This window comes from Paenarthrobacter sp. RAF54_2 (assembly GCF_052113945.1).
Taxonomy (GTDB): domain Bacteria; phylum Actinomycetota; class Actinomycetes; order Actinomycetales; family Micrococcaceae; genus Arthrobacter.
Map to the genome: position 1 here is coordinate 32091 of NZ_JBFRDV010000030.1, position 19371 is coordinate 51461.

Genomic DNA, 19371 nt, shown 5'->3' on the forward strand with positions numbered 1-19371 from the left:
AGCCGCCTTAGCCGTCAACGTCGTGGAGGTGATGGACAACGTCGTGCAGGAAGTATTGCGAGAACGTCAGCACCGTGAACTCGGAACCGTTGCTTCGCCGCCCTGTACGCTGCCATTCATCCTGCACCACCCGTGCGAAGGACTCGGCGATTTGCTCCCCTTCCGCGATCAGCTCGTCAGAGACAACGCGGGGATCCGAGCGTCCATATTCGCCGTCGATGGCCGCTTGGTCCTGGTCCCAGTTGGCAAATTCGGCGTTGTCATCACTCAGCATCAGGTTCAGCCTCTTATCGAAGAGGCTGAAGACATCGCGCACGTGGCATGCATACTCCAAGGGAGACCACGTGTGGTCATTCGGGCGTACGGCGACGTCCTCGCGGCGCAGAACGGCCCGCCACCTCGGAAGCATATTCAGCACGGTGCCCGGGACCGTGGACGGCGTCACGGTGGAGGCGTCAAAGCCGCACTCGGGGCAGGGCTTTGAAAGCACCCACGTCCAGTCTTTTGCGTCAGGGATGATCGGCATGCCGCCAGTCTAAAGGGTCACCACCGGCAATCTCAGGCAAGGCGTAAAATCCGAAGCTGTTTGCCCCTGACTTCGTTGCCGCCCAGGAGTAAAGTTCGCTCCGGGGAGAGAGTCGGAAAGAGAAAAACATGCTCAAGGATCAGCAAGTGGGTGCCGTTCTTCCGGCATCGGATATTGCCCGGGCCCGCGCTTATTACAGCGAGAAACTCGGACTCGAACCAGAAAATCCAGACGCCGACGACAACCTCCAGTACAGGTGCGGGGACGGGACCGGATTCTTCATTTACCAAACATCCAATGCAGGTACGGCCAAGAACACCCAGATCGGCTGGATGGTCAGTGACCTCGCTGCCACCGTATCGGAACTCCGCGAGAAGGGTGTTGTGTTCGAAGACTACGATTTCCCGGGCCTGAAGACTGAAAACGGCATTGCAACGATGCCGGACGGAACGGCAGCGGCTTGGTTCCTGGACTCCGAGGGAAACATACTGAGCCTCAACCAAAACGCCTGACGCAGCAAGCAGGGCCGGTGGTCTTAAACCACCGGCCCTGCTGTTGTTCCCTGTGCCATTGCTGGCTGTTGGCCTACTCGGTGGACACAGCCATTGCGTTCCAGGCCATGCTCGGACCGATCGCTTCGACTGGCTGTGACAGCGGCACACCTGACCCGTCCCTGCGGCCGTGCTCGTGGGGAAGTGCGCGGGCCACACCGGCGGCCGATGATGCCTTTGCCGGTCCATGTCCGGCCCACGCAAGGAGCAGGGTGTCTTCGCCCTTGAGGAAGCGATGTACGCGGACACCGCCCGTGGCGCGCCCCTTTGACGGGTATTCGTCGAAGGCAGTCACCTTCGCAGTCCCCGGCGCCGTGCCCGGCAGCGCGCCATTGGTTCCGGCAATAGTGACAACGACGGCGGCGGGATCGTCTGCGCGCACGGTGCCAAAGTGGATGACTTCGTCGTCGTCAGCGAGCTTGATGCCTGCCATGCCACCAGCGGTCCGGCCTTGCGGACGCACGTTTGACGCACTGAACCTTAGCAATTGGGCTTGCTTGGTCACGAAGACGAGTTCGACGTCGTCCTCCTGGGCGGGTTCAACGGCAAGAACGGTGTCCTTGTCCTTGAGCGAAATGATTTCCCAGTCCTCACGGTTCAGCGGGTACTCCGGCTGAACACGCTTAACCACGCCCTGCACGGTTCCAATCGCAAGGATGGCGTCCAACGGAACGAACGCAACCAGTGTCTCGCCCTTCAGAAGAGTGATGAAATCCTTGGCCGGCACTCCACCGGCCAGATTTGGAAGGCCTCCGACAGGGGGCAGGGCTGGCATGTCCATGACCTGTAGGCGCAACATGCGGCCCAGGGAAGTGACGGCGCCAATCTCGCCACGTGCCGTGGTCTTCACCACCGAACGGAAGACGTCGTGCTTCGCCCGCGGACCAGCCTCGGCCAGCGGTTCCTGGTTGGTTGTCCGCGCGATCTGCCCGGACACGCTGAGGAGGGCCCAGCAGGGGTCGTCCGGGATTTCGAGGGGGAGCGCTGCGGCCTTGCCCTTGGGCCCCGGTACCGCTGCCGCAAGGGCCGCGGCGACCGTGGGCGAAACTGCCTCGGACTCCAGGAGTACGGTGCGTCGGGGCGTACCGTACTTCGTGGCGATTTCGGCCAGCTCACCGGAAACGAGGTCGCGGAGCAGCTCGTCGGAGGCAAGGATAGCCTCCAGCGCTTCGATCTCGCGGCGCAGCTCGTCCTGTTCCTTCTCCAATTCAAGGCGGGAGTACTTGGTCAGCTGCCGTAGGCGCAGTTCCAGGATGTAGTTGGCCTGGATCTCGGTGAGGTCGTAGATGGACATCAGCCGTTCACGGGCTGCGGAAGCTTCATCAGAGGAGCGAATGATCTGGATGACTTCGTCGATATCGACGATCGCGATCAGCAGGCCCTCCACCAAGTGCAGGCGGTCCTTCTTCTTGCCCAACCGGAAAGCCGTCCGACGCCGGACCACGTTCAGACGGTGGTCCACGTAAACCTGCAGGAGCTCCAGCAGGCCAAGGGTCTGCGGCTGGCCGTCAACCAACGTGACGTTGTTGATGCCGAAGGAATCTTCCATGGGCGAATAGCGGTACAGCTGCTGAAGCACGGCGTTGGGGTTGAAGCCGTTCTTCAGCTCGATGACCAGGCGCAGGCCATGGTTGCGGTCCGTAAGGTCCACGACATCGCTGATGCCGGTCAACTTCTTGGCGTTGACGGCGTCCTTGATCTTTTCGATGACCTTTTCCGGGCCAACCATGTAAGGCAGCTCGGTCACCACCAGGCCGGTGCGGCGGGCAGACAACTGCTCCACTTCCACCTTGGCGCGCGTCTTGAAGGAACCGCGGCCCGTGGCATAGGCATCGCGGATACCGTCCAGGCCCACGATGCGGCCACCGGTGGGAAGGTCCGGACCCGGGACGTACTTCATGATGTCGCCCAGCGTCGCATCCGGATTAGCGATCAAATGACGTGCGGCCGCAATGACCTCAACAAGGTTGTGCGGAGCCATGTTGGTTGCCATGCCGACGGCAATGCCCGTAGTTCCGTTAACCAACAGGTTGGGAAACGCTGCCGGGAGGACGTCCGGTTGGGTCAACTGGTTGTCGTAGTTGGGGACGAAATCCACGACGTCTTCGTCGAGGTGATCCGTCATGGTCAGCGCAGCGGCCGCCAGGCGCGCCTCCGTGTAACGCGGGGCGGCAGGACCGTCGTCGAGCGATCCAAAGTTGCCGTGGCCATCGATCAACGGCAGGCGGAGGGAGAAGTCCTGTGCCATGCGCACCATGGCGTCATAGATGGCGGCATCGCCATGGGGGTGGAGCTTTCCCATGACTTCGCCCACGACGCGCGCACTCTTGACGTGGCCCCGGTCCGGGCGCAAGCCCATGTCCGCCATCATGTAGAGGATGCGGCGCTGAACCGGTTTGAGGCCATCACGTGCGTCAGGAAGGGCTCGGGAATAGATCACCGAGTAGGCGTACTCCAGGAAGGAGCCCTCCATCTCGGAAGTGACGTCGATATCGACGATGTTCTCGGTGAAATCGCCGAGAGGCTCGCCTTTGCGTGCGGGAGTTTGGCTGCGGGCCATGGGGTCGGTGGATCCTTGAAAGTTGTACTGCGGATGTTTTAGCTAGGCTAAGCCTATGGTGGATCAGCCCGACGTCGGCATTTATCCGGAATATTGGGAGGCCGATGTCGTCCTGCGCGACGGCGGGACGGCCCACATCCGTCCCATCCGCCCCGAGGACGCAGACGCCCTGCAGGCCTTCCATGCCGGGCAATCGCAAACTTCCATCTACATGCGGTTTTTCTCCTTCAAGCCCAAACTGTCCGGAAAAGAAGTGCGGCGCTTCACTGAAGTGGACCATGTGAACCGGGTGGCATTCGTCATCACGATCGGTGGCGAAATCATGGGCGTGGGCCGCTACGACCGGCTGGAGGACCCCGACGAAGCCGAGGTGGCCTTCAACATTTCGGACGCCCATCAAGGCCGCGGCATCGGCTCGATCCTCCTGGAGCATCTCGCGGCGGCCGCCCGGGAGAACGGTATTCGTCGGTTCATTGCCGAGGTCCTGCCCGAGAACCGCAAGATGCTCATGGTCTTCGCTGATGCCGGCTATGACCTCAAGCGCGGGTTTGACGACGGCGTGGTGAGCGTCGAGTTCAATATCGACCCCACCGAGAAATCGCGGGCCGTCATGGAGTCCCGCGAGCACCGCGCAGAGGCCCGCAGCGTGCGCGACCTCCTGGCGCCGTCGTCGGTGGCTGTCATTGGTGCCAGCCGCAAGTGGGGGACCGTAGGCTACCAACTCCTGGAACACATCATTGAAGGTGGATTTGAGGGCCCGGTTTATGCGGTCAACCCCGAAGCCTTCGAGCTCGCCGGAATGATCTCCTTTGCACGCTTATCGGAGATCCCCGGGCCCGTGCAGCTGGCGATCATCGCCGTCCCTTACGAGGAAGTGCCCAAAGTAGTGGACGACTGCGCAGCAGCGGGCGTCAAGGGCATCGTGGTGGCAACCGCCGGATTTGCCGACGACGGCGAGAGGGGCCTTGCGCGCCAACATGAGTTGGTGCGGCGCGCCCGGGCCAACGGAATGCGGGTGATTGGCCCCGAGTCGCTGGGGATACTGAACACTCATCCAGCTGTGTCCCTCAACGCCTCCATGGCTCCGAGCATGCCGCCCCGCGGGGGTCTGGGCCTCTTCAGCCAGTCAGCCGCCGTAGGCGTAGCCGTCTACGCCGCGGCCCGACGACGCAGGTTGGGCCTGTCCACCTTTCTCTCCGCCGGGAACCGCGCGGACGTCTCGGGTAACGACGCCATGCAGTACTGGGAGGACGACGCCGATACTTCCGCTGTAGGGCTCTACCTTGAGTCAATCGGGAATCCCCGCAAGTTCTCCCGGCTTGCCCGCCGGTTGTCCCGGAGCAAACCGGTGATCGTCGCAAAGTCCGATGTCACGGGCCTCCGCCTGCCGCCCGGACATGAAGTCCGGACCACGCAAGCACCCGCCGCCGCAGTGGATGCAATGATGCGGCAGGCAGGCGTCATCAGGGTGGGAACCATTGAGCAATTGATGGACATCGCCCAGATCGTCTCCTCCCAGGCATTGCCGACCGGCCCCGGCGTGGCGGTCTACTCCAATTCCGTCGCCCTGGCGAAAGTCGTCGCTGACAGTGCGGGACCCCTCGGGCTTGATGTCAACCGGATGGTAACGGACGTCGACCTCGACGCCGGCATGTCACTCGCCCTTCCAGCGCTCCGGGAGAGCCTGCGGGCAAGCCTCGCAAACGAATCTGTCAACGCCATCGTGGCCGCACTCCTGCCGGCACGCGGACTCACCGTAGAAGCGTTGGCTGGTGTCCTGGCCGAGTGCGCGGCCGAGGCCGGCAAACCCGCGGCGGCGGTGTTCACAGGCATCCTGGACCCCTCCATCCCCGTGGAAGGAATGGTAGGCAGCTCTGATGGTCCTTTACTGCCCTGCTATTCCAATGCAGGTGCCGCCGTAGGCGCCCTGGCCGCGATCGTTCGCTACGCCCAATGGCTGGACCGCGACCAAGGACTTTTCGTCGAGCCCGCTGGCTGCGACATCCAAGGGACCAAGGAATCCCTGGCAAGGATGCTGACCGGCGTGACAGGCGAAAAACTCCACAAGCTCGACGCCGGTGCTGCCGCAGAGTTACTGGCCGGCTACGGTATCGCCGTGGTGCCAACAATCGGATTCGGCACACCTGAGGAAGCCGTTGAAGCAGCCGAACGCGTGGGCTGGCCGGTGGTTCTGAAGACCACTGATCCCGCCCTAAGGCACCGACTGGACCTGGGCGGCGTCCGGCTGGACATTCAGGATGCAGAGTCCTTGCTGCAGAACATCGCCCAAATGAAGCGGGCGCTGGAACCTTACGGTTCGCCATCGCTTGAAGTTCAGGCAATGGCCCCGGTAGGCCAAGCATGCACCTTCCGGGCCATGGAGGATCCCCTGCTGGGTCCAGTGGTATCTTTCGGCTTGGCAGGGGACGCAGTAAATCTGTTGGACGATTGGGCACACAGAGTCCCACCATTGTCTGCCGCAGACCTGCACGACCTCATCCGCTCGCCACGCGCTTCCAGGAAACTGTTCGGCTACCAAGGCCTCCCCGCCGTGGACGTGCCTGCCCTTGAGGACATTGCCGCGAGGCTTGCCAAACTCAAGGATGACCACCCCGGAATTGCCCTGGTGGAATTCAACCCTGTGCTCGCGGGCCCCGCCGGTGCAACGATTCTGGGTGCGGATGTGTGGATAGGTAACGCGGCCCGGCGCACCGACAGCGCTCGCAGGGCAATGCGTGGCTAAGGGCTCCCTGTAGGCCAGTGACCGGTCCAGGGGCGAGGCCGACAGTTAGGAAGTCCCCAGTGGATCTGTGAAAATGGGGGAATGAGCACCCAGTCTCCGACGCCTCAGTCCCGTCCGTCCAATGCCGGGCTCCACAGCGCCCATAACCACAGCTTGCAGGGACAGAGCCTGGACCAAGCGCTGCAACAGGCTGGTTTCTACCCCCGGCTGGTGGCCGACGTCGTGGATGACGCCTTGGATGGCCGCGATTGCCTGTCACACCTCGTGCACCTTGAAACACACTTTGATCGCGCCGAGGTTCGCCGCCACATCACAGTGCTGGTGCTCACGGAAGACATGCTGGTGATCACCCACGTTGACGATCAGCAGCTGGATGAAGCCGGGGAACAAATCGTCGCCCAGATTTCCACGGAGTCCGTGCCGGTTGCACAGATCCGTTCGGTGGTCCTTAGCTACATGTACGCCCAGCCGCAGGACTACAAGCCCTCGGATCCCGTGCGGGAAATGACAGTCTCCATCGCCTGGTCCGGTGGGCAGCGCCTGGATATGGGCCCGGCAAGCTGCGGTGACCCGCAGTGTGAAGCGGACCACGGCTACAGCGGAACCATCGCCCAGGAAGATATCGTCCTGCGCATCAGTGCCGAAGCGGACGGCCTCCAGGCAGTCCAGGATGCGAAGGTCTTCGCACGCGCCCTTCGTGCCGTGAACACGGCAAATCCCACACCCATCCCGCACACAGGCATCCCCGCGCCGCGGCCACGTTCGGGGGTCTTCAGCAACCGCTTGAGCCGCGGACACCAGCGTTGAGGGTGACTGCACAGGAGCACATGCAGCCGACATCCGGTACGGCGCCGGCCCCGGACCTCCCTTCGCCCCCGCTTTTTGGGAGCAGGTCGATCGCCGAAGTTTTTACCAGTGCTGCCGCCAGCATGGGCATCCCCGGATTTGCCAACCAGCTTCACCTGCCTGCTGCGCCGCGTGTCTGTGTGGTCCTCGCCGATGGCCTGGGCCGCAGCCTGCTCAAGCAAAAGGCTTCGCACACACCGTTCCTGCGTTCCCTCCTGTCCAGCGGACAGGGCAATGTCCCCAACTGGATTGATTCCGCCTTTCCCAGCACCACGGCAGCTTCCCTGGCCAGCCTGGGAACAGGGCTTCCCGCCGGGCAGCACGGCATGGTGGGCTATGACGTCCTGGATCCTTCCCAGGACAAAGTAGTGAACCTGCTGGGCAACTGGGACGCCCATGTGGACCCTGCGCTTTGGCAGCCGCACGCTACCGTCTTTGAACGCATAGGGGCCGAAGCCGACGTCGTTACTGTGAGCCTCCCGCAGTTCGGGAATTCCCCTATGACCCAGGCGGCCCTGCGTGGCAGCCGGTTCGTAGGCGGCACGAGCCTGCACGCGCGCACAGCCGCTGCAGCAGAGGCCATGTCCGGCGGTGGCCGTTCCCTGATGTACTTCTACGTCAATGAATTGGACAAAGCAGGTCACCGCTACGGCTGCCAGTCCGACCGCTGGGAACACCAACTTGAAGAGCTCGACTCCACTGTCAAAAGATTGTCCGCGACGCTGCCGGCGGGAACCACTATCGTGCTGACCGGGGATCACGGAATGCTGGACGTTCCCGAGTCCCAGCGCATTGACTACTCAGCTGATGCTTCACTCGTCGCCGGGGTCCGCCACACTGCAGGCGAGCCCCGCATGGTTCATCTTTACCTTGAGCCGGGCCTTCCGGACACGCACCGCGAGTTGCTCATCTCCGCCTGGCGGGCAAGGTTTGGCGAACGCATCTGGGCTTTCACCCGTGAACAGGCGATAGGCGCAGGGCTGTTCGGCGACGTCCAGCCGGACGTGGCGCCGCGCATTGGCGACGTCATGATTGCCGCACGGGATACCCTTGCCCTTTACGACACCCGCAGGGTCCGTCCGGCATCGTTGGAAGTAGTCGGCCAGCATGGTTCCTTGACGAAGGCGGAACGCGAAGTGCCGTTCCTTTGTTTCCCGGCGGCCGGCAAAAAGGGCAAACGTGGCTGAACTCGTTTTCTTCTCGGGCACCATGGACTGCGGCAAGTCCACCCTGGCTTTGCAAATGGACTACAACCATCGCGCTCGGGGCAGGGGCGGCGTACGGTTCAGCTGCAACGACCGCGCAGGTGATTCGACGATTTCCAGCAGGTTGGGCCTGAAGACAGACGCCGTTGAAGTCCATGCGGACACGGACTTCTGGGATGAAGTAGTTGTACGCCGGACCAGTGGGCTCCGCGTGGACTACCTGATCTGCGATGAAGCCCAGTTCTATTCCGCCGCCCAGGTGGAGCAGTTGGCACGCCTGGTGGATGAGATGGACGTGGACGTCTTCGCGTTCGGGATCACCTCGGACTTTCGAACCACCCTGTTTCCCGGCTCCCAACGTCTGATCGAACTCGCCGACAAAGTACAGGTACTGCAGGTCGAGGCACTGTGCTGGTGCGGGCGTCGCGCAACTCAAAATGCCCGAACGGTGGACGGCATCATGGTGGTGGAAGGGGACCAGGTCATGGTCGGCGATGTCGCACCCCAGACAGCCAGCGACGTCCCGGGCGTGAACGATCAAATTACCCCAGGGGAAGCTGGCGGCCATGAACCCGTGGTGGGCTACGAGACCCTGTGCCGACGCCATTACATGCGCCGTGTGACAGCCCACGGCGCCAACCTCATGGCTGGGGGAGACCCGACTCTTCCGTTCGACGTCGATGCCTGCCTGTGGCCGGGAGCCGGTTCCGGCAGTGGCTCCGGCTTGACGCGTAGCTAGGGCTGGTCGCCGCGCCAGAGGTTAGTCGCCGCGGGCGCCGAAGACGATCTCGTCCCAGCTGGGGATGCTTGATCGTTTTGGACGCGAGGGCTGGCGCTCTACCGGTGCCTCGGCATCCGTGTGCGTGTTCCGGTCCGCGGCCTCGAGCGATCCCTTGTCCTGTGCGGCTGTCTCTGTACGCGAGGCAGCACGATCAGTCTGTGTTTGCGGGGATGTGGCTCCGCCAAGCAGTTCGTCCAGCCCTGCCCGTGGCATCTGGTTGGTCGCGGAATCGATTCGATCCGCATCTTTGGGCTCTGGAGCGCTGGCCGCGCCCGGCTTGCGGTCGGTTAAGGAAGTAACGGGCCGCAATGGGCTTGCCACAACGGTGATTTCGCGCGTCTCCGTGCTGACGCCGTCATGGAGTTTCAGCGAGTCGTCGTCGTCCGCGTCATGGTTCCGGGGCGCCAGGCTCAGCCGGGACAGCATGGACGGACGTCCATCCTTCCGCGTTGGCTCAGCCGCAGGGGAAGCTTGCGGTTCTGGGTGATCCCCGGCGGGTTCCTCGGCGGGCTGCTGATCTTCCCCGCCGGAACGCGGGTGGGCGGCCGGAACGTTGCTGAGCAGGACGGCCAAGGCGTCATCGCCGTCTTCGTCCACGCCCAGGCGCTGCCCACGGCGTGAGCGGAGCATTTCCAAGAGGCTGTCGGATTCCTTCGCAGACGCGCGTGCCGCGGTTTCGGCGTCGGTCTCGAAGTCGAAAGGACGATCCGAGACGGCGGCAAGCCGGCGTGCAGGAACGGGTCCGTCCAAGGGCTCCAGTTCACTGAGCTGCTGAGCCCAGCGGTTGGCGTTCTGCAGGGATTTCCGCTGCGGACTGAACGTCCACATCGCCGGTGGCTCCTCGCCGATGCTTCCGTGCGTACCGGGAACTGCATCAAAGCGCGCGACGACGGTCCAGGAACCATCGGAACGGCGCCAGGAGTCCCATTCAACCGTTGAAGAATCGATGCCGTGCGCCGACAGGCGGTGGGCCACCATTTCGCCGAGCGTCGCTGGGTTGTCGCCAAAGGCAGAGCGGTAGATGTCATGGCCAGGGGCGGGGGAAGCTACTTCAATGTTTCTGGCCTGCTGCGCAACGTACTCACGCTCGGCAAGGACAGGGCCCTCGTAACGTTGCACGTTGGCAAGGGGCAGCCCGGACAACTCCGCGACTTCGGCCGCCGTGGCTCCACTGCGGATTCTGGACTGGATATCCCTGGGGGACATGGCAATCGGGGTGTTTGACGCCCGCGCAGCGACCTGGGCGGGTGTCCGGCTCGTCGCAGCACGAAGTGCCTCGTCGATCGGAAGCTGGAACATCGCACCGCCGGGTCCGCTCAGGAGCAGATGCCCGCCGTCGTCGTGGACGCCTACCAGCCGTAGATCCTGCATAACACCCTCCACCACATGGCATAACTGACATTCGAAACTCTGCCACCCCCGTTGCCCTTTTCCTACTAGGACAAAGGGCGTGCCGTGATATTCCGGTGAAAGAGTCAGATTACAGGGTGGATCCTTCCCAGCCATCCGAGCCCAATTTGCCGCCTCTGGACAATCGCTGGGCAGGGGAGGACAATCTGGCCGATATCGGGCACAAATCCGGGGCGTCCGGCGTTACACCCTTAGACCGGCGGCGGGCACGAAATCCGCCAGGCCGGAATCCTACCCGGAGCAAGTACGACAGGATGAAGAAGGACCATGGCCACGGACTACGATGCCCCTCGAAAGACCGAGGAAGACGTCAGCGAGGACTCGATTGAGGAACTCAAGACGCGCCAGTCGGGGAAGCAATCCTCCGCGGTGGATGTCGATGAGACGGATCTTGCCGATGGCTTCGAGCTCCCGGGAGCAGACCTCTCCGGCGAAGAGCTCCTGATTCAAGTCATGCCACCACAGCCTGACGAATTCACGTGCTACAACTGCTTCCTTGTGAAGCACCGCTCCCAGATTGCCACTGAGAGGGACGGGCACCTGTACTGCACGGAATGCGAGAGCTAGCAGTACCGGCGACTTCAGGGGCTACCTAAGGGGAGCGGCTACCGCGCGCCCAGGGCAGCGACGAGTTCGTCCGGGTGGCGCGAAGACACCAGCCAGTATGGCGTTCGATCGGCGGGATCGGTGATGTCGATTTTCACCACGGCATCGATCCACCCGCGGAAGCACATGTAGGCAAGGCCGTTGAGGCGGGTTCCACGTTCAGCGGTGGCCTCGTCTTTTTTGAATGCCTCGGCGGTGCCGACGAATTTGCGGTCGATAGTGGCGCGTCCCACCCGAAGGCTGTCCCGCGTAACGGTGATGGTAGGTGTTGTAACCACCAACAGGGTGGTCATGACGGCCAGAAGCACCAGGGCGGCGATGACGCCCGCGGCGGCACTGATGGGCGCGAACATCAGGATTCCAGCGCTCGACAGGCCCACGACGACAACCCAGATCCAGATGGTCGGCCATAATTTCTCGGTGAACAACACCTCGGAGGCGGAGGGAGTATTCCGGGCAGGCATGGGGGCGGACTGGTCAGACGTAGGCATGGGTCCAGCTTATCGGCCCTTGGGCCGGCTATCTGCCCGGAGTGCCCGCATGGATGTGCCCCACGTAGAATGGTCCACTGTGAGCAACGAGACCGCAGTATTCAGTAATGACACCACCGCAGCGTATGGCACGCCCACTTTGGACGTTCAGCTGAAAATGCTCGACGCCGGACTGGAAGCACCGTCGTATGCGCACCCAGGCGATGCTGGCGCGGACCTCCGGGCCCGCGAGGACGTGAAACTTGCCCCGGGCGAGCGGAAATTGGTTCCTACGGGCGTTTCAATTGCCCTCCCTGACGGCTTTGTGGCACTGATCCACCCGCGGTCCGGCCTCGCGACCAAGCATGGCCTCACGGTTGTCAACGCACCCGGAACTGTGGACGCAGGTTACCGCGGCGAAATCGCCGTCACCTTGTTGAACACTGACCAAAACCACGCCATTGAGCTCAAGCGCGGCGATAGAATTGCCCAAATGGTGATTCAGCGCGTCGAGTACGCGCGCTTCGTGATGGTTGATGATCTATCCGACTCCGCCCGCGGTACGGGCGGCTTTGGTTCCACTGGCGGATTCAACGCACCGGTGGCCTGATAACCCACGGGGTTGCGGTTTACTTGGGGATAGACCACTACTAAGGAGACAACCCAATGCTTTTTGGGCGCGGCAAAAAGTCCAAGGCCGAGCGGCCGGAAACCGCAGGCACCGTCGAGGAAAACGACGCGGCTGAGGCAACAGCCCCTGCAACCGGCGCGTCCGGTACCAAGGGTGATTTCCGGCTTGGCAAAGGTCCTTGGGACATCGATGAGATCGAGGATCGCGACGGATACGTGGATCTCGGCGCACTGCTGATCGCACCCGCCGATGGACTCCAGTTGCGGCTGGAAGTGGAAGAAGCTACTCAGCGCGTGGTGGCAGTGACCATGGATCTGGCAGGGTCAAGCCTGCAGCTCCAGGCCTTCGCCGCGCCGCGTTCGGAAGGCCTGTGGGACGAGATCCGCGAGCAGATTGGCCAATCCGTAGCAAGCCAGGGTGGCGAGACAGAAGAAGTATCTGGAACGTTTGGCACAGAGCTCGTCGCCAAGCTCCCCGCCGAGGCTACTGACGGCAGCCGGGGTTTCCGGGCCGCCCGCTTCATGGGGGTGGACGGTCCCCGGTGGTTCCTGCGTGGTGTCCTCGGCGGCGAAGCTGCCCTGGACCGGGACGCCGCGGCAGGCCTGGAGGAGCTCTTCCGGCGCGTGGTTGTTGTACGCGGCGACAATCCGATGCCGCCGCGCGAACTGTTGCAGCTGCGTCTGCCCAAGGATGCTGCCGCCCAAGCCCCAGCTCAGGCCCCCGCTGAAGCTTCCGATCCCGCTGCACAGCAAGGTGGTCCCGCCCTGCACCAGCCGGAGCGGGGACCGGAGATCACCCAGATTGGCTGATTCGCCCGGCTTGCCAGGATCCGCCGGGCAGCAGTCCCAGCAACACGGCGTCCGTGATCTCCCTGCCCGCGGCAGGGCCACCTGCACTGGATTCATCGAATCTGTCACGTACCAGCCGCCAAGTGAGCAGCCCTTCTTTTCGGCGATTGTCGTGGACGCGCTGGAGCACAGTTCCCAACCATCAGTGGGTGGCGGGGGCGTGAAAAGGCCGTATGCACGGTTGCGCGTCATCTGGTTGGGCAGGAACCGGGTACCAGGGATTGAAGCAGGAGCGGAGTTGCGCTTGAACGGCGTGGTGACACATAAGGATGGCCTGCCTGCGATGTTCAATCCACGCTACGAAATACTTTCCCGTCAGGAGCACTTATGACAGTGGCCAATGGATCAGAACCTAAGGATCCGGCGCAGCCTACGACCGGCAAGGGTGAAACCACTGGCACAGGGGCAGCCAGCACACCGGCAAGCCAAAGCCCGGGCGTCGCCGACCTGGCTGCCGGTTATGCAGAAAAAGCGGGGCTTCAGCGCAACAGTGCCGGCCATGTGGACATGTTGAAGTCTGCCGGGGGAGTGCAAGGCATCGCGGAGAGTATCCTGCCGGGCCTCGTTTTCCTCGTGGCCTTCACCATTAGCCGTGATTTAACGGTTTCCTTGGTCGCGGCGTTGGCGACGGCAGCAATCTTCACCGTTGTCCGCCTGATCCAACGGCGCCCGTTGACGCAGGCGCTTGCCGGTGTGGTCGGCGTCGGGATTTCTGCATGGTTGGCCAACACCACGGGGAAGGCTGAAGACTTCTACGTTCTGGGCTTCTTCACCAACATTGCCTATATTGCGGGCATGGTGCTGTCCATAGTGCTCAAGTGGCCTATCGCCGGCTTGCTGTTTGGTTTCGTCCGCAACGAGGGTCTCGAATGGCGCAAAGACCCGGAACGCCTGCGGGCGTACCAGCTTGGCACGTGGATTGTTGTGGCGGTGCTTGCGTTGCGGCTGGTGGTGCAGGTTCCCCTGTACTTCCTGGGTGAGCCAGGCTTGACGGCGTTGGCTACCACCCGGCTCCTCATGGGTGCACCGCTTTACATCCTCGGCCTTTGGGTGGCATGGCTTGTTACCAAGCCAGCACCTCAACCGTCGAAGCCGTCGTCCTCCGCCTGATCAGTAACGCTGGCATCGCCGTCGCGGGGTCCTTGGCCCGCCATCGAGGCTGGTGACAACAGGGCCCGCAGTCCGTCCTCTGCCTGGATGGTGGTGACGAAGAACAGTTCGTCGCCACCATCGAGGACATCGTCACGGCTTGGGGTGATGGGTGCCTGGTCACGCAGGATGGCTACCAAGGTGGCGTCTTCGGGCCACTCAATGGCGCCCACTGTGCTCCCAATGACGTGGGAGTCGTGGGGAACGGTAAATTCCACGATCGAGGCGACGCCGGTCTGCAAAGTCAACAGCCGGACGATGTCGCCGATTTCCACGGCTTCCTCAACCAGGGCAGTCATTAGCTGCGGAGTGTTGACGGCCACGTCCACGCCCCAGGAGTCATTGAACATCCAGTCGTTCTTGGGGTTGTTGACACGCCCAACAGTGCGCCCTACGGCGAATTCCGTCTTGGCCAGCAGGGACACCACGAGGTTCACTTTGTCATCACCGGTAGCGGAAACCACGACGTCGGCATCCTCAAGTTTGGCGTCCTGAAGGGTGCTGAGTTCGCAGGCATCGCCCACCAGCCAGCGCGCACCCCGAAGGCCGCTGCGGCCAATGACTTCAGGCTTGAGGTCGATGAGCAGGATTTGATGGTTGTGGGCCAGGAGCTCACGGGCAATGGACGAGCCGACGCTGCCTGCGCCAACGATGACAACTTTCACTAAGACTCCTTGGCCGGTGCTTTGGCAAGGACCCGGCTGATCTCCGAAGTCCTGTCCAGGCTCAACATTGCGTGGACGGTATCGCCCTCCTGATAGGCCGTGTCTGGCAGGGGCAGGAGGCCCTCACCGAAACGCGTCAGGAAGGCGACACGGATGCCTGCGGCAGCTTCAATGGACGTCACGCTATGGCCAATCCATCCCTCGTGCAGGTCCACTTCCGCCAGGACGAGCCTGCCGGATGGCTCCCGGTAATCGCCGGCGAGATGCTGCTCCGGAAGGATGCGCCTGAGGACCTGGTCGGCGCTCCAGCGCACCGCGGCTACGGTGGGAATGCCGAGGCGCTGGTAGATTTCGGCGCGTCCGGGATCGTAGATGCGGGCCACGACGTGTCCAACATGGAATGTCTCCCGTGCCACACGGGTGGCCAGGATGTTGGAATTGTCACCACTTGAAACAGCGGCGAATGCGTAAGCCTCTTCCACTCCTGCCTGCTTGAGTGTGTCCCTGTCGAAACCTACGCCGGTGACCTTGCGGCCGGTAAATGTGTTGCGAAGCCGACGGAACGCCCGCTCGTCCTGGTCGATGATGGCCACCGAATGGCCGGCGTCTTCCAAAGTATGTGCCAGGGTTGCGCCAACACGGCCGCAACCCATGATCACGAAGTGAGCCACCGTGTCTCCTTATGTGTGTTTACCGTGTCGCTGCGTATGACTTTACCGGTGCGCTGGACGTAAGTCGGAGACCGTCGTCATGACATCGCTGGGGATTCAGAGTAGTTTTGCGAAAGTGTTGACAATACTGAATGCTGCGAAGCGTGTGTTGGTGGGCCGGCCAGTCCGGAATGACCGCCTATCCCACACCCTCTTGCCCAAGCGGATCGCTTTGCCGATCTTCGCCTCGGATGCCCTGTCTTCGGTGGCCTACGCACCGGATGAGATCCTGCTGACTTTGGCTCTCGCGGGTGTGAGCGCGGTAGCGTTCTCCCCCTTTGTTGGGTTGGCAGTGATGGTGGTGTTGCTCACAGTGGTGGCCTCCTACCGACAGAATGTGCACGCCTACCCGTCGGGCGGAGGGGACTATGAGATTGCCAACGTCAATCTGGGCAAGTACGCCGGGCTCACCGTTGCTGCTGCGCTCCTCGTGGACTATGTCCTGACCGTTGCAGTGTCGATGTCCTCTGCCGCTGCATATCTCACCACGGCGATCCCTTCGTTGCACGGCCAACAGGCGATGATCGCGACTGTGGGCGTGATCATTCTCGCCTTGGTCAACCTGCGAGGCATCAAGGAGGCCGGCACGGTCTTCGCCGTTCCCACCTACATTTTCATGGCCTCCATCATTGGCATGACCCTCGTGGGCATCTTCCAGGCCATTACGGGACAACTGGGCCAGGCGGCGTCCGCCAACTTCACCATCGTGCCCGAGGCCGGCTTCGACGAAGGCCTCGTTGGCCTTGCCGGTGCATTCCTGTTGCTGCGTGCCTTTTCCTCGGGTGCTGCTGCCTTGACGGGTGTGGAGGCGATCAGCAACGGCGTGCCCAACTTCCGGAAGCCCAAGAGCAAGAACGCTGCCACCACCCTGTTGTTGCTCGGCGCGATCGCGGCGGCCATGCTGGCCGGCATCCTTTACCTCGCCAACGCCACGAAGGTCCACATTGTCCTGGATCCCGCCAAGGAATTCCTCCTTGATGGCAAGCCGTTGCCGGAGGGCTATATCCAGAACCCGGCCATCAGCCAGATTGCGGACACCATCTTTGGGGCCGGTTCCATCCCCTTTTACATAGTGGTGGCTGCCACCGGCGTCATTCTCGTGTTCGCTTCCAACACCGCATTCAACGGCTTCCCTGTGCTTGGCTCTATCCTGGCCCAGGACGGTTACCTGCCCCGCCAGCTCCGCACCCGCGGCGACAGGTTGGCCTTCAGCAATGGCGTGCTGGCCTTGGCTGCCGGTGCGCTGGTCCTCATCCTTTCGTTCAACGCTGATGTCACCAAGCTCATCCAGCTGTACATCGTGGGGGTCTTCATTTCCTTCACCGCCAGCCAGCTCGGTATGGTCCGGCACTGGGGCCGTGAATTGAAACTGGCACGGGACAAGTCGGTCCGCCGCAGGATCATCAAATCGCGGACCATCAACATGGTGGGTTTCGGCATGACTGCGCTCGTCTTGGTCATCGTCCTCATCACCAAATTTGAGCAAGGTGCCTGGATCGCACTTCTGGCAATGTTCGTGCTGTTCCTCATCATGTGGAGTATCCGGGCGCACTATGACAATGTTGCCAAGGAGTTGGCTGTTGACGAGGATTCATCGCCACGCGCGCTGCCTACCCGTGTCCACGCCGTACTGCTTGTTTCGCACGTCCGCAAACCTGTATTGCGGGCCCTGGCTTACGCCCGGGCGTCGCGGCCCTCGCGACTGGATGCGATTACCGTGGACATCAACTCCGAAGAGACAGAACATACCGTGCGGGATTGGGAGAAGCTGGAAATCCCAGTACCGCTCACCGTACTGGCCAGCCCCTACCGTGAGACCGTGACTCCCATCATGGAGTACATCAAGAACATGCGACGCGACTCACCCCGGGACTTGATCGTGGTGTACATCCCCGAGTACGTCGTGGGCAAATGGTGGGAGCAGTTGGTTCACAACCAGACGGCACTCAGAATCAAGACGCGGCTCCACTTTGAACCTGGAGTCATGGTTGCCAGCGTTCCGTGGCAGCTGAAGTCCTCCGAAGAAGCAAAGGCACTGCAGGATACACAATGACCTCCCACAGCATTTCCCCCCTCACTGACAACAGCGGAGGCCAAGGTACGCCCGGCACCGAACTGACCGTTGACGTTGGCCCTGTCGCACACGGCGGGCATTTCGTCGCACGCCATGAAGGCCGCGTCATCTTCGTACGCCATGGCATTCCGGGGGAGAAGGTCCGGATCCGATTGACCGACTCCGGCGACTCGTCGCGCTTCTGGCGTGCCGACGTCGTCGAGGTCCTGGAAGCCTCGCCGGACCGCGTGCCGCACTTCTGGAAGCCAGCCGATTCGCTGGCGGCCTGGCAGCACGGGAATCCACCCGTGGGCGGCGCCGAGCTCGGCCACATTTCCCTGCAACGGCAGCGTGCCCTGAAGGCCGAAGTGTTGTCCGAGCAACTCAAGAGACTCGCGGGCCTGGACCTCGCGGTCGAGGTTGAGGGCGTGGGTGCCAACGACGACGGCGGACTCGGCTGGCGTACGCGCGCCAGCTTTGCTGTCACACCCAAGGGACGGCTGGGAATGCATGCCCACCGTTCGGACGTCGTGGTGCCCATACGGGAGATGCCACTGGCGCTCTCCGGAATCAACGACCTCAAGTTGTGGGACCTTGATCTCAGCGGGATAGCACGCGTAGAAGTGGCGGCGCCAGCCAATGGCTCCAGGCCGCTCGTGTTGCTGGCGCCGGAGGAAACAACCAGTCCCAAGCGGCTGCACAGCATCCTTTCGCAGTTATCGCACGAAGTTTCCGTAGCCAGCTTCGATCCCGGCAAGGGCCAAGTACTGCAGCTTCGGGGACGGACCTGGGTGCAGGAATCAGCGGCAGGGCATGAATACCGTGTGACGGGCGAAGGCTTCTGGCAGATTCATAAGGACGCGCCGGAGACGTTGGTCAACGCGGTGACCGGCTACCTGGCAGGTGGAGGGTATCTCCAACCCGGTGCTGCGGTGGCGGACCTTTACGCCGGTGCAGGCCTGTTTACGGCACCCTTGGCTGATGCGGTAGGCGTCACGGGTTCGGTATTGTCCGTTGAGGGATCGCCTGGCACCAGCCGTGATGCCCGCAAGAACCTGCATGGAGAATCCCACGTTGAGATCGTGCAGGGGCGAGTGGAGCGGGTATTGCACCAACGCCCCCGGAACTTCGATTCCCTGGTCCTGGACCCGCCGCGCGTGGGGGCTGGAAAAGCCGTGGTCAACCAACTCATGGCCTCACATCCCCGCGGAATTGCCTATGTGTCCTGTGATCCGGCTTCTTTTGCACGTGATCTGGGTTACTTCCAGCAAGGCGGTTGGCGCCTGGAGTCGTTGAGGGCGTTCGACCTGTACCCCCACACGCATCACTTGGAGACCGTCGGCCTCATCGTTCCCGCCGGTTAGGCGTCTATCGCCCGCCGCGCCACCGGATGGCGCGGGCGATTCGTGGAGGGTGCCGCGCTGGGTGCAACTGCCTGCGGCAGTGCTTCAACATGATCGATGCCACTACGATGGGCATAGTAGTCCCACATAGCAGCCCCACTCCGCGTAGTTCGGCGGGGGATAGGGGTTGACCAACTGAGAGTGCCGCCCGGCTAAGTAAGGTGCGCCTAACTGGCTAGCGGCCAACCACGCGACAAAGATGAAACTGTTGCGA

18 protein-coding genes are annotated in these 19371 nt (G+C 62.5%); 12 read left to right on the forward strand and 6 right to left on the reverse strand.

The genetic code is table 11. The features are described 5' to 3' along the window. Positions 1 to 7: 7 nt before the first annotated feature. Positions 8 to 526, reverse strand: coding sequence for a DinB family protein (locus tag AB4Y87_RS22605; protein WP_442006494.1), 519 nt, complete (start codon positions 524 to 526; stop codon positions 8 to 10). Positions 527 to 654: 128 nt separating this feature from the next. On the opposite strand from AB4Y87_RS22605, the gene AB4Y87_RS22610 reads away from it, so the two are divergent. Next, positions 655 to 1038, forward strand: coding sequence for a VOC family protein (locus AB4Y87_RS22610; RefSeq protein WP_442006495.1), 384 nt, complete (start codon positions 655 to 657; stop codon positions 1036 to 1038). 73 nt (positions 1039 to 1111) lie between these two features. Here the strand turns inward: AB4Y87_RS22610 and AB4Y87_RS22615 are convergent, their stop codons facing one another. Further along, the gene (locus AB4Y87_RS22615) at positions 1112 to 3637 is read right to left on the reverse strand and encodes a DNA gyrase/topoisomerase IV subunit A (protein ID WP_442006496.1); all 2526 of its coding nucleotides are present in this window, start codon (positions 3635 to 3637) and stop codon (positions 1112 to 1114) included. Positions 3638 to 3692: 55 nt separating this feature from the next. Between AB4Y87_RS22615 and AB4Y87_RS22620 the strand changes: the two genes are divergently transcribed. The 4 genes from AB4Y87_RS22620 (at position 3693) to AB4Y87_RS22635 (ending at position 9170) form a co-directional block, all read left to right on the forward strand. Beyond that, positions 3693 to 6380: a bifunctional acetate--CoA ligase family protein/GNAT family N-acetyltransferase gene (locus AB4Y87_RS22620; protein ID WP_442006497.1), complete on the forward strand. Its 2688-nt coding sequence runs from the start codon at positions 3693 to 3695 to the stop codon at positions 6378 to 6380. An 81-nt stretch (positions 6381 to 6461) separates the two neighbouring features. Next, a complete protein-coding gene (locus AB4Y87_RS22625; RefSeq protein ID WP_442006498.1) occupies positions 6462 to 7187 on the forward strand; it encodes a DUF5998 family protein in 726 nt (241 codons plus the stop codon). Positions 7188 to 7207: 20 nt separating this feature from the next. After that, positions 7208 to 8413 carry an alkaline phosphatase family protein gene (locus AB4Y87_RS22630; RefSeq protein ID WP_442006499.1) on the forward strand — a complete coding sequence of 402 codons (1206 nt, stop codon included), beginning with the start codon at positions 7208 to 7210 and terminating at the stop codon, positions 8411 to 8413. Then, positions 8406 to 9170 carry a thymidine kinase gene (locus AB4Y87_RS22635; RefSeq protein WP_442006500.1) on the forward strand — a complete coding sequence of 255 codons (765 nt, stop codon included), beginning with the start codon at positions 8406 to 8408 and terminating at the stop codon, positions 9168 to 9170. The genes AB4Y87_RS22630 and AB4Y87_RS22635 overlap by 8 nt, the downstream gene beginning before the upstream one ends. A 21-nt stretch (positions 9171 to 9191) precedes the next feature. On the opposite strand, the gene sepH is transcribed toward AB4Y87_RS22635, so the two are convergent. Beyond that, positions 9192 to 10583, reverse strand: a complete 1392-nt coding sequence (gene sepH, locus AB4Y87_RS22640) for a septation protein SepH (RefSeq protein ID WP_442006501.1) — start codon at positions 10581 to 10583, stop codon at positions 9192 to 9194. Positions 10584 to 10889: 306 nt separating this feature from the next. Here sepH and AB4Y87_RS22645 point away from each other — a divergent pair, with 306 nt between their 5' ends. Beyond that, positions 10890 to 11189, forward strand: a complete 300-nt coding sequence (locus AB4Y87_RS22645; protein ID WP_216923072.1) for a DUF4193 domain-containing protein — start codon at positions 10890 to 10892, stop codon at positions 11187 to 11189. A 38-nt stretch (positions 11190 to 11227) separates the two neighbouring features. On the opposite strand, the gene AB4Y87_RS22650 is transcribed toward AB4Y87_RS22645, so the two are convergent. Next, entirely contained in the window at positions 11228 to 11719 is a 492-nt protein-coding gene (locus tag AB4Y87_RS22650; protein WP_442006502.1) for a DUF3093 domain-containing protein, read from the reverse strand. Positions 11720 to 11798: 79 nt separating this feature from the next. Between AB4Y87_RS22650 and dut the strand changes: the two genes are divergently transcribed. Genes dut through AB4Y87_RS22670 form a run of 4 tightly spaced genes read left to right on the forward strand, consistent with a single transcriptional unit; the run spans position 11799 to position 14287 of the window. Continuing rightward, positions 11799 to 12308 (forward strand): dUTP diphosphatase, encoded by a 510-nt coding sequence (gene dut, locus AB4Y87_RS22655; protein ID WP_442006503.1) that lies wholly within the window; start codon positions 11799 to 11801, stop codon positions 12306 to 12308. A 56-nt stretch (positions 12309 to 12364) separates the two neighbouring features. Then, positions 12365 to 13138, forward strand: a complete 774-nt coding sequence (locus AB4Y87_RS22660; RefSeq protein WP_442006504.1) for a DUF3710 domain-containing protein — start codon at positions 12365 to 12367, stop codon at positions 13136 to 13138. Next, a complete protein-coding gene (locus AB4Y87_RS22665; RefSeq protein WP_442006505.1) occupies positions 13131 to 13508 on the forward strand; it encodes a hypothetical protein in 378 nt (125 codons plus the stop codon). Before AB4Y87_RS22660 ends, AB4Y87_RS22665 begins: the two co-directional genes overlap by 8 nt. After that, complete coding sequence (locus tag AB4Y87_RS22670) at positions 13505 to 14287, forward strand: DUF3159 domain-containing protein (RefSeq protein ID WP_442006506.1); 783 nt, start codon at positions 13505 to 13507, stop codon at positions 14285 to 14287. The genes AB4Y87_RS22665 and AB4Y87_RS22670 overlap by 4 nt, the downstream gene beginning before the upstream one ends. Here AB4Y87_RS22670 and AB4Y87_RS22675 read toward each other — a convergent pair. Further along, the gene (locus AB4Y87_RS22675) at positions 14257 to 14991 is read right to left on the reverse strand and encodes a potassium channel family protein (protein ID WP_442006507.1); all 735 of its coding nucleotides are present in this window, start codon (positions 14989 to 14991) and stop codon (positions 14257 to 14259) included. The two genes, AB4Y87_RS22670 and AB4Y87_RS22675, sit on opposite strands and share 31 nt — an antisense overlap. Next, positions 14991 to 15662, reverse strand: coding sequence for a potassium channel family protein (locus AB4Y87_RS22680; protein ID WP_442006508.1), 672 nt, complete (start codon positions 15660 to 15662; stop codon positions 14991 to 14993). The genes AB4Y87_RS22675 and AB4Y87_RS22680 overlap by 1 nt, the downstream gene beginning before the upstream one ends. A gap of 115 nt (positions 15663 to 15777) precedes the next feature. Between AB4Y87_RS22680 and AB4Y87_RS22685 the strand changes: the two genes are divergently transcribed. Further along, on the forward strand, positions 15778 to 17754 hold the full coding sequence (locus tag AB4Y87_RS22685; protein WP_442006509.1) for an APC family permease: 1977 nt from the start codon (positions 15778 to 15780) through the stop codon (positions 17752 to 17754). Further along, complete coding sequence (locus AB4Y87_RS22690) at positions 17751 to 19118, forward strand: class I SAM-dependent RNA methyltransferase (protein ID WP_442006510.1); 1368 nt, start codon at positions 17751 to 17753, stop codon at positions 19116 to 19118. The genes AB4Y87_RS22685 and AB4Y87_RS22690 overlap by 4 nt, the downstream gene beginning before the upstream one ends. Positions 19119 to 19371: the final 253 nt, after the last annotated feature.